This is a genomic window from Streptomyces sp. NBC_01410 (assembly GCF_045040195.1).
Lineage (GTDB): Bacteria > Actinomycetota > Actinomycetes > Streptomycetales > Streptomycetaceae > Streptomyces.
On record NZ_CP109530.1, the window covers coordinates 5320706 to 5335632 of the forward strand.

Sequence of the window (14927 nt, forward strand, 5' to 3'; positions counted from 1 at the left end):
GCCCGTTCCCTTAACCGGGGCTCCGCCCCGGACCCCGCTCCTCAAACGCCGGAGGGGCTGAATTATTCAGCCCGTCCGGCGTTTGAGGACACGCGCGAAGCGCGTACGGGGGTCTGGGGGCTTGCCCCCAGTTCGGGAAGGGGCGGGGTGGGGTGAAAGCCCGCCGCAGGCGGAACCGTTCACGCCCCCCGCGCCACCGGCTCCTCCACCCGCGCCGGCGCCGGAGGCTCACCGAAGCGCGCCAGCGCCAGCGCGCCCGCAACCGCCACCGCGAACCCCGTGATCCCCAGCCACTCAAGCCCCTCCCGGGTCCGGTCGCCCAGCCACACCACCCCCACCAGCGCCGGGCCGATCGTCTCGCCGAGCACCATGCCCGCCGTGGCGGTCGTCACGGAGCCGCGCTGCAGCGCCGAGGTGAGCAGCAGAAACGCCGCGCCGCCGCCCAGCAGCAGCGCGTACAGCGCCGGATTGGCCAGTACGCCCGGCAGCGCGAGCGAGTCGATCAGGCGGACCGAGACCTCGACCACGCCGAAGCCGAAGCCCGCGCCGAGGCCGAGTACCAGGGCGCGCGACTTGTCGGGCAGGCGGCCCGCCGCGGCGCCGAGGAGGAGCACGGCGAGCGCGACGCCGAGCATCGACCAGCGCAGCGCGTCCGTTCCGGCGCGGTCGCCCTCTTCGCCCGACGCGAGGCCCAGCATCGCCAGCCCGGCGCAGACCACCGCCACCGCCGCCCATTCGATTCCGCTGAGGCGGACGTGGAGCAGCGGGGCGGCGACGACGGCGGTGACCGCGAGGCTGGCGGCGAGCGCCGCGCCGACCGCGTAGATGGGGATGGAGAGCAGCGCGACGATCTGGAGGACGAAGCCCAGGCCGTCCAGGCCGAGTCCGGCGATATAACGCCACTGCCGCAGCGAGCGCAGCAGCAGCCCCGGGTCGACCCCCGAGCCGGTGCCCGGCTCCGCGGCGCGGGCGGCCATGGCCTGGAGGACCGAGGCCGTGCCGTAGCAGACCGCTGAACCGAGCGCGCAGATCATCCCGAAGAGCACAAAGCGACTGTAGAGGCACCTCGGGTCCCGACGCCGTCCGAACGGCCCGGCGGTCAGATTCCTGTAACGGGATGTCAGGGTCCTGCCGCGGGATCCCGGCAAGGATGGCGTCGATACGTCCGTTGCTGCGCTCGTATTGCTCAGTCCGCGATCGTGGAGTGCGATCGCCGGCAAGACCGAGGGCGAAGGCTCCGGCACATCGCGGCGACGCAGGAACCCAGCCGCTGCCGCACCCGATGCCACGGGTGCGGCAGAACGGCGGGGCAAGGACGAGTCGCTACGCGCCCAGGACCGCCCTCAGCTGGTCCAGACCCCAGTCCAGGTCCTCCTTGCTGATCACCAGCGGCGGCGCGATCCGGATCGTCGAGCCGTGGGTGTCCTTGACCAGGACCCCGCGGTCCATCAGCTTCTCGGAGATCTCCCGGCCTGTGCCATGACTCGGCACGATGTCGACGCCCGCCCACAGCCCGCGGCCGCGCACCGCCTCCACCGCGCCGCCGCCCGTCAACAGGCCCAGCTCGTGGTGGAGATGCTCGCCCAGCTCGGTGGCGCGCTGCTGGAACTCGCCGGTGCGCAGCATCGCGATCACCTCGAGGGCCACCGCGCAGGCCAGCGGATTGCCGCCGAAGGTCGAGCCGTGCTCGCCGGGACGGTAGATGCCGAGCACCTCGCTGGAGGAGACGACCGCCGACACGGGGACGACACCTCCGCCGAGTGCCTTGCCCAGCACATACATGTCGGGCACGACGCCCTCGTGCTCGCAGGCGAAGGTCTTGCCGGTCCGCCCGAGGCCCGACTGGATCTCGTCAGCGATGAAGAGCACGTTCCGCTCGCGGGTCAGCTCACGGACCCCCGGCAGATACCCGGCCGGCGGCACCAGCACCCCGGCCTCGCCCTGGATCGGCTCCAGCAGCACGGCCACGGTGTTCGCGCTCATCGCGGTCTCGAGCGCGGTCAGGTCCCCGTACGGAACGATCTCGAAGCCCGGCGTGTAGGGACCGAAGTCCGCGCGCGCCTCGTGGTCCGTGGAGAAGCTGATGATGGTGGTCGTACGGCCGTGGAAGTTGTTGGCGGCGACGACGATCTTCGCCTGGTTCTGCGGGACGCCCTTGACCTGGTAACCCCACTTCCGGGCGGTCTTCACGGCCGTCTCCACCGCCTCCGCCCCGGTGTTCATCGGCAGCACCATCTCCATGCCGCACAACTCGGCGAGCTGCGTACAGAAGTCCGCGAACCGGTCGTGGTGGAACGCGCGGGAGGTGAGCGTGACCCTCTCCAGCTGCGCCTTGGCGGCGTCGATCAGCCGGCGGTTTCCGTGGCCGAAGTTCAGCGCCGAGTACCCGGCAAGCATGTCGAGGTAGCGGCGCCCCTCGACATCGGTCATCCACGCGCCGTCCGCCGAGGCGACGACCACAGGGAGCGGGTGGTAGTTGTGCGCGCTGTGGGCCTCCGCAGAGGCGATGGCGCTCTCCGTTGCAGACACGGGATCTCCGTTCACGTAGTGACAAGGCATCCGGCGTGGGGCGGGGTGTGCCCCTGTTTCTATCGTCGCTCGAATGGTGGACGAAGAAACCTTGCTGTCAGGCCGACCCCTTAGGCTGGAGAGTACGCACGGCGACTGGCGTACGGGGAAGTGACCCCGAGGGAACCGCGCGCGGAAGATCACACGAGGTGCCGCCCGCCTGGGTACCCCGGGACACGTCCCGTGTGGTGCCGCACGCCCCCTGCCATGGGTGACCCGCCTCTGGCCAGGGACCCCCGAGCGCACCCCGGGACCACGACCGAGACGGATCGCCCCGGAGGACACGATGACTCTTCCCCTGCCGCACCCCGCCCTTGCCGCCACGGACCCCGAACTGGCGGCACTCGTCGGTGCCGAGGAACAACTTCAGGCCGACACCCTGCGCCTGATCCCCAGCGAGAACTATGTCTCCCGCGCCGTCCTCGAAGCCTCCGGCACGGTCCTGCAGAACAAGTACAGCGAGGGCTACCCGGGCCGCCGCTACTACGAGGGCCAGCAGAACATCGACAAGGTCGAACGGCTCGCCATCGACCGCGCCAAGGCCCTCTTCGATGTCGAGCACGCCAATGTCCAGCCCTACTCCGGCTCCCCGGCCAACCTCGCCGTCTATCTCGCCTTCGCCGATCCCGGCGACACCGTGATGGGCATGGCCCTGCCCATGGGCGGCCACCTCACCCACGGCTGGGGCGTCTCCGCCACCGGCCGGTGGTTCCGCGGCGTCCAGTACGGCGTACGCCACGACACCGGCCTCATCGACTTCGACGAGGTGCGCGAGCTCGCCCTCAAGGAACGCCCGAAGATCATTTTCTGCGGCGGCACCGCACTGCCCCGCACCATCGACTTCGCGGCCTTCGCCGAGATCGCCCGGGAGTCCGGCGCCGTCCTGGTCGCCGACGTCGCCCACATCGCCGGCCTGATCGCGGGCGGCGCCCACCCCTCGCCGGTCCCGCACGCGGACGTGATCTCCACGACCACCCACAAGACCCTGCGCGGGCCCCGCGGCGCGATGCTGATGTCCCGCGAGGAGCACGCCAAGGCCCTCGACAAAGCGGTCTTCCCCGGCCTCCAGGGCGGCCCGCACAACCAGACCACCGCCGCGATCGCCGTCGCCCTTCACGAGGCCGCCCAGCCCTCCTTCCGCGACTACGCCCACGCGGTCGTCGCCAACGCCCGGGCCCTTGCCGACGAACTGCTGGCCCGCGGCTTCGACCTGGTCTCCGGCGGCACCGACAACCACCTCATCCTGATGGACCTCACCCCCAAGGACGTCCCCGGCAAGGTGGCTGCCAAGGCGCTCGACCGGGCCGGAATCGTCGTCAACTACAACACCGTCCCGTACGACCCGAGGAAGCCCTTCGACCCCTCAGGCGTCCGCATCGGCACTCCCTCCCTCACCTCCCGCGGTCTCGGTACGCAGCACATGGCCGCGGTCGCCGAGTGGATCGACCGGGGCGTGAGTGCGGCCGGTGCGGGTGACGAGGACGCGCTGGCCGCGATCCGCGCGGAGGTGGCCGAGCTGATGGCGGCGTTCCCGGCGCCGGGGCTGAGCGCCTGATTGTTCTCCGTTGTGCGGCCGCCCCGCCCGAACCGCGGGGCGGCCGCCCGGGCGCGCTGTGTTCCTCGTCTCATTGACCGCGACCGCCCCGCACGGCCACCACCGGCGGCCGGAGATCGGTTCCGCACCTGAGAGAATGATGAACATGGCCTCAGACCGACCCCGCGCGCTCTCCGGTATCCAGCCCACCGCAGGCTCGTTCCACCTCGGGAACTACCTCGGTGCCATCCGCCAGTACGTGGCGCTGCAAGAGACCCACGACGCGTTCTACATGGTCGTGGACCTGCATGCGATCACCGTGCCGCAGGACCCGGCCGAGCTGCGCGCCAACACCCGGCTCGCCGCCGCCCAGCTGCTGGCCGCCGGTCTCGACCCCGAGCGCTGCACGCTCTTCATCCAGAGCCATGTCCCCGAGCACGCCCAGCTCGGCTGGATCATGAACTGCCTCACCGGCTTCGGCGAGGCGTCCCGGATGACCCAGTTCAAGGACAAGTCCGCCAAGCAGGGCACCGACCGCGCCACCGTCGGCCTGTTCACATACCCGATCCTGCAGGTCGCGGACATCCTGCTCTACCAGGCCAACGCGGTCCCGGTCGGCGAGGACCAGCGCCAGCACATCGAGCTCACCCGTGACCTCGCCGAGCGCTTCAACGCCCGCTTCGGCGAGACCTTCACCATCCCCGCGCCGCACATCGTCAAGGAGGTCGCGAAGATCTACGACCTCCAGGACCCGACGATCAAGATGAGCAAGTCGGCGTCCACGCCCAAGGGCCTGATCAACCTGCTCGACGAGCCGAAGGCGACCGCCAAGAAGGTCAAGAGCGCGGTCACGGACACCGACACCGTCATCCGCTTCGACCCCGCCGGGAAGCCGGGCATCTCCAACCTGCTGACCATCCAGTCCACCCTCACCGGCAAGACCATCGCCGAGCTGGAGGCGGAGTACGAGGGCAAGATGTACGGGGCACTGAAGACGGACCTCGCCCAGATCATGGTGGACTTCGTCACTCCGTTCCGTACCCGTACGCAGGAATATCTGGACGACCCCGAGACGCTGGACTCGATCCTGGCCAAGGGCGCGGAGAAGGCTCGCGCCGTGGCCGCCGAGACCCTGGCCTCGGCCTTCGACAAGGTGGGGTTCCTGCCGGCGAAGCACTGAGTACGCACAGTTGCGTACCGATTCATCACCGAATCAGCACTGTGTCCAAGGCCTCTGGCCACACCGGCGGTGCACCCGCCACACTGGCGGCTGCACACCTAGCCACCGACGACTGAGGAGAACGACGTGGGGACCGTAACGCTCGGCGTTTCGATCGCGGTCCCGGAGCCCTATGGCAGCCTGCTCCAGGAGCGGCGCGCGGGCTTCGGTGATCCCGCCGCGCACGGCATCCCCACGCACGTCACCCTCCTCCCGCCCACCGAGGTCGACGCCGAGGCGCTGCCCGCCATCGAGGCGCATCTCGCCGCGGTCGCGACGACCGGCCGCCCGTTCCCGATGCGGCTGTCCGGCACCGGAACCTTCCGGCCGCTCTCGCCCGTCGTCTTCGTCCAGGTCGTCGAGGGCGCGGCGGCCTGCTCCTGGCTGCAGAAGCGGGTGCGGGACGCCTCCGGGCCGCTGGTGCGCGAGCTGCACTTTCCGTACCACCCGCATGTGACGGTGGCGCACGGCATCGCCGAGCAGGCGATGGACCGGGCGTACGAGGAGCTGTCGGAGTACGAGGCGGCCTGGACGTGCGCCTCTTTCGCGCTGTACGAGCAGGGCGCGGACGGCGTGTGGCGCCAGCTGCACGAGTACGCCTTCGGGGGCGGCATCGCGGCAGTCCCCTCCCAGGGCGCCCCGGTGGACGAGCCGGCCGCCACCCCCTGACCCTGCTGCCCTGATCAGAGCGGCAGTCTGCGGAACAGCGGACGCGGCAGATGCCGCAGCCCCGACATCACCACGCGCATCGCACCCGGCACCCACACCGTCTCCGACCTGCGCCGCAGCCCGAGCTCAATGGCCGCGGCGACCGCCTCGGGGGTGGTGGTGAGCGGCGCGGCCGGCAGCCCGGCTGTCATCTTCGTCCGCACGAATCCGGGGCGTACGACCATCACGTGCACACCCGTCCCGTGCATCGCGTCGCCCAGGCCCTGCGCGAAGGCGTCCAGGCCGGCCTTGCTCGATCCGTAGATGAAGTTCGCGCGGCGGGCGCGCTCGCCGGCGGCCGAGGAGAGCACCACCAGCGAGCCGTGCCCCTGCTGCTGCAGTGCCGCCGCGCACACCAGAGAGGCCGAGAGGGCCCCCGTGTAGTTGGTCTGGGCGACGCGGACGGCCGCCGGGGGGTCGGACTCGTCGTTCGCCTGGTCGCCGAGTACGCCGAAGGCGAGCAGCACCATGTCGATGCCGCCCTCCGCGAAGACCTTGCCCAGTACCTCCTCGTGTGAGTGGGGGTCCAGGGCGTCGAAGGCGACGGTGCGGACGTCGGGCCCGAGGGCGCGGAGCGAGGCCGCCGCGTCCTCGAGGGACGGCGCGTGGCGGCCCGCCAGCCAGACCGTGCGGGTGCGGCGGGCGATGAGGCGCCGGGCGGTGGCCAGCCCGATCTCCGACGTGCCGCCGAGGACGAGCAGGGACTGAGGGGGGCCGAAGGCGTCCTTCATGGCTGGTGTCTCCTTGGAGGGAGGGGCGGCTCGGGGGAGCGTCGCGCGGGAGCCGGGGCGGCGTTGGCGTCGGGTCCTGTGGCGGGTGCCGGCGGCGCCATGGCGCTGACCGTATCGCCGCGTATGCCGCAATTCGGCAATGCCTCACGGGTCCGCCGGAAATGGGTGATTAAACGATTCTGGGGGACTTGGGCGCTGGTGTTGCCGCGCGGAGGGTACGCGTACGACATGGACTGGCTGATCAAGCTCCCCGTCGTCGGACCGCTCATCGTCCGGCTGATGCGCACCCACGTCTGGCGTTCGTACGAGACGCTCGACCGGGTGCACTGGACGCGGCTGGCTGCCGCGATCACCTTCATCAGCTTTCTCGCGCTCTTCCCGCTGATCACCGTGGCCGCGGCGGTCGGTGCGGCGCTGCTCGACCAGCAGCAGCTGACCAAGCTCGAGAACAAGATCTCCGAGCAGGTGCCGGGCATCTCCGACCAGCTCGACATCAACTCCCTGGTCGACAACGCGGGCACGATCGGACTGGTCGCCGGCGCGCTGTTGCTGATCACCGGCATCGGCTGGGTCGGCTCGATGAGGGACTGCCTGCGGGTCGTCTGGGGGCTGGACGACGAGGAGGAGGGCAACCCCGTACTGCGCAAGCTCAAGGACGGGATCGTCCTGCTCGGTCTCGGCGCGACCGCGCTCGCCTCGATCGCCGCGTCGGGCCTCGGCTCGACCGCCGTCGGCTGGAGCGCCGACCGGCTCGGCATCGACAAGGGCGGAGCCGGTGGCGTACTGCTCCAGGTCGCGGCCATCGGGATCGCCGTCGTCGCCGACTTCCTGCTGCTGCTGTATCTGCTGACACTGCTGCCGGGTGTCCAGCCGCCGCGCCGCCGCCTGATGGTGGCGGCACTGCTCGGCGCGGTCGGCTTCGAGCTGCTCAAGCTGCTGCTCGGCGGCTATATGCGGGATGTCGCCTCGAAGAGCATGTACGGCGCCTTCGGCGTCCCGGTCGCCCTGCTGCTGTGGATCAACCTCTCGGCGAAACTGCTGCTGTTCTGCGCCGCCTGGACGGCGACGCAGAGCAAGGCAGCTGTCGACGAGGCGAGCGACGACGCCGTCGACGAGCTAGCGACGGCGCAGCGGCCAGCGGCGGTTGACGAGGAAGACCCCGGCCGCCAGCACCACCAGCGCCCCGCCCGTGATGGCGAGCGCGATACCGATGCCCCCTGAGCTCTCCTTCGCGGCGGCCGTCTTGGCCGGTGCGCCGTTGTTGGCCGGTTCGTTGCCGTTGGAGGCAGGCGTTGTCGCGGACCTCGGCGCGACCAGCTCGCCGACCGGAGTGACCTTCCCGGCCGCCGCGAAGCCCCAGTCCAGCAGCCGTCCCGCCTCCTTGTAGACGGCCTGGCCCTCGCTGGAGTCCGGGTTCATGACGGTGACGAGCAGTACCTTGCCGTTCCGCTCGGCGACACCGGTGAAGGTCGCGCCGGCGTTGGTGGTGTTGCCGTTCTTGACGCCCGCGATGCCCTTGTACGGCGAGATGCCGTAGTCGCCGGTGAGCAGGCGGTTGGTGTTCTGGATCTCGAAGGTCGCGCGCGCCTTGCCCGGCTTCTGCTCGCCGGGGAACTTGGCGCTCGCCGTCGCGCAGTACTCGCGGAAGTCCTTCTTCTGCATGCCGCTGCGGGCGATGAGGGTCAGGTCGTACGCGGAGGAGACCTGGCCGGCGGCGTCGTACCCGTCGGGCGATACGACATGCGTGTCGAGCGCCTGGAGCTCGTCGGCGTGCGCCTGCATGTCCTTGACGGTCTTGGGAACGCCGCCGTTCATCTCGGACAGCACATGCACGGCGTCGTTGCCGGAACGCAGGAAGACGCCGAGCCACAGGTCGTGGACGGAGTACGAGTGGTTCTCCTTGACCCCGACCAGGCTGCTGCCCTCGCCGACGCTCGCGAGCTCCTTCGGGGCCACCTTGTGGATCTCGGTCTTGGGCAGCCGGGGCAGCACGGTGTCGGCGAACAGCATCTTGAGCGTGGACGCGGGCGGCAGCCGCCAGTGCGCGTTGTGGGAGGCCAGCACCTCCCCGCTTTCCGCGTCCGCGACGATCCAGGACCGGCCGCTCAGAGCCTTCGGCAGCACGGGCGCGCCCGGGCCGAGGCTGACCTGGGTGCCCGCCCTGCCGAGCTGGGTCCCGCCGACGGTGGACATGGAGGCCGGTGGGTTCGGGTGTTGTTTGCCTGCCTTGTTGTGAGGGCTGTCGGCCGACGCGGGCGCGACGGCGAGTGCGGGCAGCAACGTGGCGGCGGTGACCGTCAGCGCGGTCTTCTTCAGAGCAGACACGGACGAGAACGTACAGGGCAGCGAAGAAAATATGCTCATCAGCCCGATGACCCGCCGGGGGGACCGCCGGGACAGCCCACCCCGAAGAACCCGGTCGGAGTACGGGCGCGATACTGAGTCCATGAAGCTCAGCCGCCCCGTCTCCTGGTTCCTGCTCGCGTTCGGGGTGTGGAGCTGGTTCATCTGGATCACTTTCGTCAAGAACCTGTGGAAGGACGGCAGCGGGCTCGCCTTCGACGACGCGGGTGACCCGACCGGGTACTTCTGGGTCCATCTGGTGCTCGCCATTACGTCCTTTGTTCTGGGGACGGTCGTCGGGGGGATCGGGTTGCGTGGCGTTCGGGCGTTGCGCCGAGAAATGCCTCAGGAATAGGGGAGCTGTCCGTGCTGGTGGTCGTCCTGCTTGTGGTGGTCGCGGTCCTCGCCCTGCTGGCGGGCGTGCACTGGTACGTCTGGCGACGGCTCGTCCGCGACACGACCGCGCCCGGGGGCGTGGCGCGCCGGGTGGGCACGGCGGCGACGTGGGTGCTGCCGCTGCTGTCGGTGGCGGCGCTGGTCTCGGGGCGGGCGGGGGCGCCGTTCTGGCTGGAGCGGGTGGTGGCGTGGCCGGGGTATCTGTGGCTCGCGGTGCTGCTGTATCTGGTGCTGGGGCTGGTGGTGGGGGAGCTCGTGCGGCCGCTGCTGCTGCGCCGGGGCAGGGTGAGTTCCCCCGCCCCGCCCCTCCCCGAAACCGGTGGCCAGGGCCCCCGGACCCCTGAGCCGTCGCTGCCCTTCGGCTCCGCCGGTGCGACCCGTACCGAGGCGACCGAGGCGTCCGTGGGGACGGCCCCCGCCGAAGCCCGCGCGGGTACGACCGCGACGGCGTCCGCCGAGGCGTCCCCCGGGACCGTCCGTACCGAGGCGACCGAGGCGTCCGCAGAGGCGACCCGTACCGACGCGGCCGCAGGCCCCGGTGTGGGCGGGCAACGTACCGTCTCGCGGCGACTGTTCGTCTCGCGTGTCGTCGGCGGCGCCGCCGCCTCCGTCGCCCTGGGGACCGTCGCCCACGGGACCTACGGCGTCCTCCGCGGGCCCCGCGTCAAGCGCGTCACCGTCCCGCTCGCCCGGCTTCCGCGTGCCGCCCACGGATTCCGGATCGCCGTCGTCAGCGATATTCACCTCGGGCCGATCCTCGGGCGCGGGCACACCCAGCGGATCGTCGACACCATCAACGCCACCTCCCCCGACCTCGTCGCCGTCGTCGGGGACCTCGTCGACGGCAGTGTGGCGGACCTCGGGCCCGCCGCCGAGCCGCTCGCGCGGCTCACCTCGCGCTACGGGTCCTTCTTCGTGACCGGAAACCACGAGTACTTCTCCGGCGCCGAGGCATGGGTCGACCACGTCCGTGAGCTGGGGCTCAGGCCCCTCCAGAACGAGCGCGTCGAGATCGGCGCGTTCGATCTCGCCGGTGTCAACGACGTCGCGGGCGAGAGCGAGGGCGACGGCCCCGATTTCGGCAAGGCGCTCGGCGACCGGGACCGCTCCCGCGCGTCCGTGCTTCTCGCGCATCAGCCCGTCGTCATCCATGACGCAGTCGAGCACGGCGTCGACCTCCAGCTTTCCGGCCACACCCACGGCGGCCAGCTCTGGCCGGGCAACTATCTCGCCGACCTCGCCAATCCGACCGTCGCCGGGCTCGAACGGTACGGAGACACCCAGCTGTACGTGTCGAGGGGAGCGGGCGCATGGGGCCCGCCCGTGCGCGTCGGGGCGCCCTCGGACATCACCGTCGTACAACTCGCCTCCCGCCACGCATAACCGCCGCATGTCCTCCACATGGCGCAGGAATGGCTTTGGCATAGCCCAGGCATAGCTGTTGTCACAGTTGTCCGTGAGCCATAAAACCACCCTTCCTCTTGTGGAGGCCGCTGTGGTTGGCTGAACGCCTTGTCACGAACAGGGGTGGGCGTGAAGAGGAGCTTGGCGATGCAGTCGATCCGTCTGCGGATACTCGTCACTTGTGCGGTGGTCCTGGCCGCGGCCGTCGGAGGCTGGCAGTTATTACCGTCCGACGAGGAAAGCAGGGCAACGATCACTGTCGGCACCACTGATGTGGTGACATCACTCGATCCCGCGGGGGCGTACGACGCGGGCTCGTGGGCCATGTACAGCAACGTCTACCAGTCGCTGCTGACCTTCAAGCCCAACGGCGTCACGCCGGTCCCCGACGCCGCCCGCGACTGCGACTTCGTCGGGGTGACGCTCCAGACGTTCCAGTGCGAGCTGCGCGACGACCTCACCTTCGCCAACGGCCGCAAAATCACCGGCGAGGACGTCAAGTACTCCTTCGATCGGATGCTGCGCATCAAGTCGGACGTCGGCCCGCAGCCTCTCTTCTCCACGCTCAAGAACGTCACGGCCAGGGGCCAGACGGTCACCTTCAACCTCCGTACGCGCGACGCGACCTTCCCCCAGAAGGTCGCCACCGGCGCGGGTTCGATCGTCGACCGCAGCCAGTACCCCGACCAGAGCCTGCGCGAGGGCGAGAGCGTGGACGGTTCGGGACCGTACCTGCTGAAGCAGTACGAGCCCGGAGACAGGGCGCGGCTCGTGCCGAACCCCAGGTACAAGGGCGCGCTTACCAAGACCGGCGGGCCGGTACTGATCCGCTACTTCGCGGGGTCCGACGAACTTGCGGAGGCATGGAAGGCGGGACAGGTCGATGTGACCCACCGTCAGCTACCGGCGCAGCTGATCGCCGGTCTCGACCCGAGCGATTCGGGCATGCGCGTCAGCGTGGCGGACACCGCCGAGATCCGCAATCTCGTCTTCAACGTACGGCCCGGCTCCCCGATGGCGAAGAAGGCCGTGCGGCAGGCGGTCGCGTGGGTCATCGACCGCCCCAAGGTGGTCACTTCGGTCTACCGCGCCACCGTGCAGCCGCTGTACTCGCTGATCCCGCAGGGGACCCTCGGGCACACCAACCCCTTCTTCGACGCGTATCCGGAGCCCAGCGCGAAGGAGGCCCGGGAGCTGCTCGACGACGCCGGGATCCGGACACCGGTGAGCTTCACCCTGGTGCACCGCGCCGACAGCGGTCCGGCGCAGGAGGCGGCCGAGCTGCGCCGCCAGCTGGAGGCGACCGGGCTGTTCAAGGTGAAGGTCGTCGCCGAGGACTGGAAGGTCTTCCAGAAGGGATACGGGGCCGGCAAGTACGACGCGTACACGCTCGGCTGGATCCCGGACTTCCCCGACCCCGACAACTTCACCCAGCCGCTCGTCGGCAAGGACTCGACGCTACGAAGCGGCTACGAGAGCAAGACCGTCGACACGCTGATCGCCTCCACCCAGCAGTACGGCGAACGCCCCCGCGCCACCGAGGACTTCAAGTCGATCCAGCGGGAGATCGCCACCGATGTGCCGCTGCTGCCGCTGTGGCAGAAGAAGGACTACGTACTGAGCAGCGAGGACATCAGCGGCGCGCAGTACCTGTCGGACGGCACCGGCGTCTGGCGGCTGTGGGAACTCGGCTGGATCTGAGGGCCCAACCGGCCTCTACGTCTTGACCGTACGGGCGGCGGCCGGGAGCGTGACCGTCACCGCGAGGCCGTCGCCCGGCGCCGTCCTGACGGTCACCTCGCCGGCGTGCGAGGCGACCACGGCCTGCACGATCGCCATCCCGAGGCCGCTGCCCGCGGGCCCGCTGCCTTCCCCGCCCGCGCGGAAGAAGCGGTCGAAGATGCGGTCGGCGTCCTCGGGGCTCATACCGGGCCCCTCGTCCGCGACCCGCAGCCGGACCGCGCCGGTACCGCGACCCTCGCCGTCCTCGCGTTCCAGCTCCACCCGCAGCGGCGCGTCCGCCGGGGTGTGGGCGCGGACGTTGGCCAGCAGATTGCCGACCACCTGCCGCAGCCCCGACTCGTCGCCCTGCACGATCATCGCGCCGTCGGCGGCGACGGCGAGCGGTCGCTGCGGCTGCTGGGCCCGCAGATCGTCCACCGCGTCCCGCACCAGACGGCTCAGATCGACCGCGCACACCCCCAGCTGCGGCTGCTGGTCGAGGCGGGCCAGCGTCAGCAGCTCCTCGACGAGCCGCCCCATCCGGTCGGCCTCCGCCGTCATCCGGGCCAGCGCGCGGGCCCGTTCGGCGGGCTCGCGCAGCATCCCCTTGTCGTACAGCTGGAGATAGCCGCGTATCGCGGACAGCGGGGTACGCAGCTCGTGCGAGGCGTCCGCGACGAACCTGCGCAGCTGGCCCGCGCTGCGCTCGCGGGTCTCGAAGGCCGACTCGACCTGGTGGAGCATGGAGTTGAGGGCGGTCCGCAGCTGCTCGATCTCGGTGACCGGATCCCGCCCTGCGGGCACGCGCCGGGTCAGATCGCCCTCCGCGATGGCGGATGCCGTCTCCACCATGTCCTCCAGCGGCCGCAGCCGGTGTTTGGCGCCGAGCATGGTGAGCAGCGCGAGCAGCGCCAGCAGGACGGTGCCGAAGGCCAGATCGAGTCTGAGCGCCTTCTTCATCGAGGAGTGCACGGACCCGGTGTCGGTCGCCAGGACGACCACCGTGCCGTCGCCGAGACCGGTCGCGACCGTGCGGTAGGGATCTCCCGCCACGCTCACGTCCCGCGGCCCGGCGGAGTGTGCGAGCGCCGCCGGATCACCGACCGCGGCGGCGAGTTCACGCTGGCGCTCGGTGGGCGCGACGCCCGCGAGGGAGATCGGCTCACGGTTCGCGTCGACGGCCACCATGATCGTGTCGGAGCGCGGCAGGCCGCCCGCCCCCGTCCTGCCGAACTGGGCGGCCAGCTCACCGATGGCGCTGATCGTCTCGATCTCCTTCTGCGTGAACCCCGTCTGCTGGAGCGCGGTGCGGCTGCCCATGAGCTCGGAGTCCACGCGGTCCAGCAGATAGTGCCGCATGCCCATCAGGCTCACCGCGGTGGCCGCGACGATGCCGAGGGTCAGCACGCACACGTTCACCAGGGTGAGTTTGGCGCGCAGGGAGTGGATCGCTCGGTGGTGGTGCCTCGCGCGGGCCCGTATCCAGCGCCTGGTACCCCTCCAGCACCTCATGCCAGCCCGTATCCGAAGCCCCGCCGGGTGGTGATCAGCGGCGGTCCCAGGGGGTCCAGCTTGCGTCGCAGATAGCTGATGTAGGTCTCGACGACGGTCGACTCGATCTGGTGCTCGTACTGCCAGACATGGCGCAGCAGCTGCTCCTTGGGGACGATGCGCCCGCCGTTGCGTACGAGGAAGCGCAGCAGCGCGTATTCGGTGGGCGTGAGCTGCACCGAGCGGCCCGCGCGGCGTGCCGCGTAGGTCGCGTCGTCCAGTTCGAGATCGCCGTAGCGCAGCGGCGGCCGTGCGGGCAGCACATCGGCGGGCCGGGTGCGGCGCAGCACGGCCCTGATACGGGCCACCACCTCGTCGACGTTGAAGGGCTTGGTGATGTAGTCGTCGCCGAAGCCGAGCGCGCCGACGATCTCGGCGGGCGCGTCGCGCGCGGTGAGGAAGACGAGGGCCGTCTCGGGCTGCGCGTCGCGCAGTTCACGCCCCAGGGCGCGCCCGTCGCCGTCCGGGAGCATCACATCCAGCAGCGCGACATCGGGACGCGTCTGCCCGGCCAGCTGTCGCGCCTGCCGCACGCTGCCCGCCGTAATCACCTCAAAACGGTGATACCGCAGGGCGATGGCGAGGACGTCGGCGATGCTCGGCTCGTCCTCGACCACCAGCACGGTCGCTCCCTCGTGGTCCATGTCCTTCAGTATCGGTGTGATCCCCGCGCGCGGAACCGGTCACTGTCTGGGAGTTCCTTGAGAGTCATGGCCGCGCCACGCCATGGGCCCTCTCCACGGCCGATCCT

At 70.5% G+C, this 14927-nt stretch carries 13 protein-coding genes; 7 read left to right on the forward strand and 6 right to left on the reverse strand.

The genetic code is table 11. The features are described from left to right. Positions 1 to 179: 179 nt before the first annotated feature. Positions 180 to 1034 carry a hypothetical protein gene (locus tag OG741_RS24590; RefSeq protein WP_405605744.1) on the reverse strand — a complete coding sequence of 285 codons (855 nt, stop codon included), beginning with the start codon at positions 1032 to 1034 and terminating at the stop codon, positions 180 to 182. Between the two features lie 289 nt (positions 1035 to 1323). Next, positions 1324 to 2529, reverse strand: a complete 1206-nt coding sequence (gene rocD, locus OG741_RS24595; RefSeq protein ID WP_405601290.1) for an ornithine--oxo-acid transaminase — start codon at positions 2527 to 2529, stop codon at positions 1324 to 1326. A gap of 325 nt (positions 2530 to 2854) precedes the next feature. Between rocD and glyA the strand changes: the two genes are divergently transcribed. The 3 genes from glyA to OG741_RS24610 all read left to right on the forward strand — a co-directional run bounded on the left by glyA (position 2855) and on the right by OG741_RS24610 (position 5990). Continuing rightward, the gene (gene glyA / locus OG741_RS24600) at positions 2855 to 4123 is read left to right on the forward strand and encodes a serine hydroxymethyltransferase (RefSeq protein WP_405601292.1); all 1269 of its coding nucleotides are present in this window, start codon (positions 2855 to 2857) and stop codon (positions 4121 to 4123) included. 145 nt (positions 4124 to 4268) lie between these two features. Continuing rightward, complete coding sequence (gene trpS, locus OG741_RS24605) at positions 4269 to 5282, forward strand: tryptophan--tRNA ligase (protein ID WP_405601294.1); 1014 nt, start codon at positions 4269 to 4271, stop codon at positions 5280 to 5282. Between the two features lie 126 nt (positions 5283 to 5408). After that, the gene (locus OG741_RS24610; RefSeq protein ID WP_405601296.1) at positions 5409 to 5990 is read left to right on the forward strand and encodes a 2'-5' RNA ligase family protein; all 582 of its coding nucleotides are present in this window, start codon (positions 5409 to 5411) and stop codon (positions 5988 to 5990) included. Positions 5991 to 6004: 14 nt separating this feature from the next. On the opposite strand, the gene OG741_RS24615 is transcribed toward OG741_RS24610, so the two are convergent. Further along, entirely contained in the window at positions 6005 to 6760 is a 756-nt protein-coding gene (locus OG741_RS24615) for a decaprenylphospho-beta-D-erythro-pentofuranosid-2-ulose 2-reductase (RefSeq protein ID WP_405601298.1), read from the reverse strand. 228 nt (positions 6761 to 6988) lie between these two features. Here OG741_RS24615 and OG741_RS24620 point away from each other — a divergent pair, with 228 nt between their 5' ends. After that, positions 6989 to 7981 carry a YihY/virulence factor BrkB family protein gene (locus OG741_RS24620; protein WP_405601300.1) on the forward strand — a complete coding sequence of 331 codons (993 nt, stop codon included), beginning with the start codon at positions 6989 to 6991 and terminating at the stop codon, positions 7979 to 7981. Here OG741_RS24620 and OG741_RS24625 read toward each other — a convergent pair. Then, positions 7877 to 9085 (reverse strand): D-alanyl-D-alanine carboxypeptidase family protein, encoded by a 1209-nt coding sequence (locus OG741_RS24625; protein ID WP_405601302.1) that lies wholly within the window; start codon positions 9083 to 9085, stop codon positions 7877 to 7879. The two genes, OG741_RS24620 and OG741_RS24625, sit on opposite strands and share 105 nt — an antisense overlap. A 121-nt stretch (positions 9086 to 9206) precedes the next feature. Between OG741_RS24625 and OG741_RS24630 the strand changes: the two genes are divergently transcribed. From OG741_RS24630 to OG741_RS24640, 3 genes are all read left to right on the forward strand, one after another. Then, positions 9207 to 9458, forward strand: a complete 252-nt coding sequence (locus tag OG741_RS24630) for an SCO4848 family membrane protein (RefSeq protein WP_405601304.1) — start codon at positions 9207 to 9209, stop codon at positions 9456 to 9458. Between the two features lie 11 nt (positions 9459 to 9469). Beyond that, a complete protein-coding gene (locus tag OG741_RS24635) occupies positions 9470 to 10882 on the forward strand; it encodes a metallophosphoesterase (RefSeq protein ID WP_405601305.1) in 1413 nt (470 codons plus the stop codon). 168 nt (positions 10883 to 11050) lie between these two features. Then, positions 11051 to 12604: an ABC transporter substrate-binding protein gene (locus OG741_RS24640; protein ID WP_405601307.1), complete on the forward strand. Its 1554-nt coding sequence runs from the start codon at positions 11051 to 11053 to the stop codon at positions 12602 to 12604. Positions 12605 to 12619: 15 nt separating this feature from the next. On the opposite strand, the gene OG741_RS24645 is transcribed toward OG741_RS24640, so the two are convergent. Together OG741_RS24645 and OG741_RS24650 are read right to left on the reverse strand one after the other, a co-directional pair. Beyond that, positions 12620 to 14137 carry an ATP-binding protein gene (locus tag OG741_RS24645; RefSeq protein WP_405601309.1) on the reverse strand — a complete coding sequence of 506 codons (1518 nt, stop codon included), beginning with the start codon at positions 14135 to 14137 and terminating at the stop codon, positions 12620 to 12622. Next, positions 14134 to 14820, reverse strand: coding sequence for a response regulator transcription factor (locus tag OG741_RS24650; protein WP_328670286.1), 687 nt, complete (start codon positions 14818 to 14820; stop codon positions 14134 to 14136). Before OG741_RS24650 ends, OG741_RS24645 begins: the two co-directional genes overlap by 4 nt. Positions 14821 to 14927: the final 107 nt, after the last annotated feature.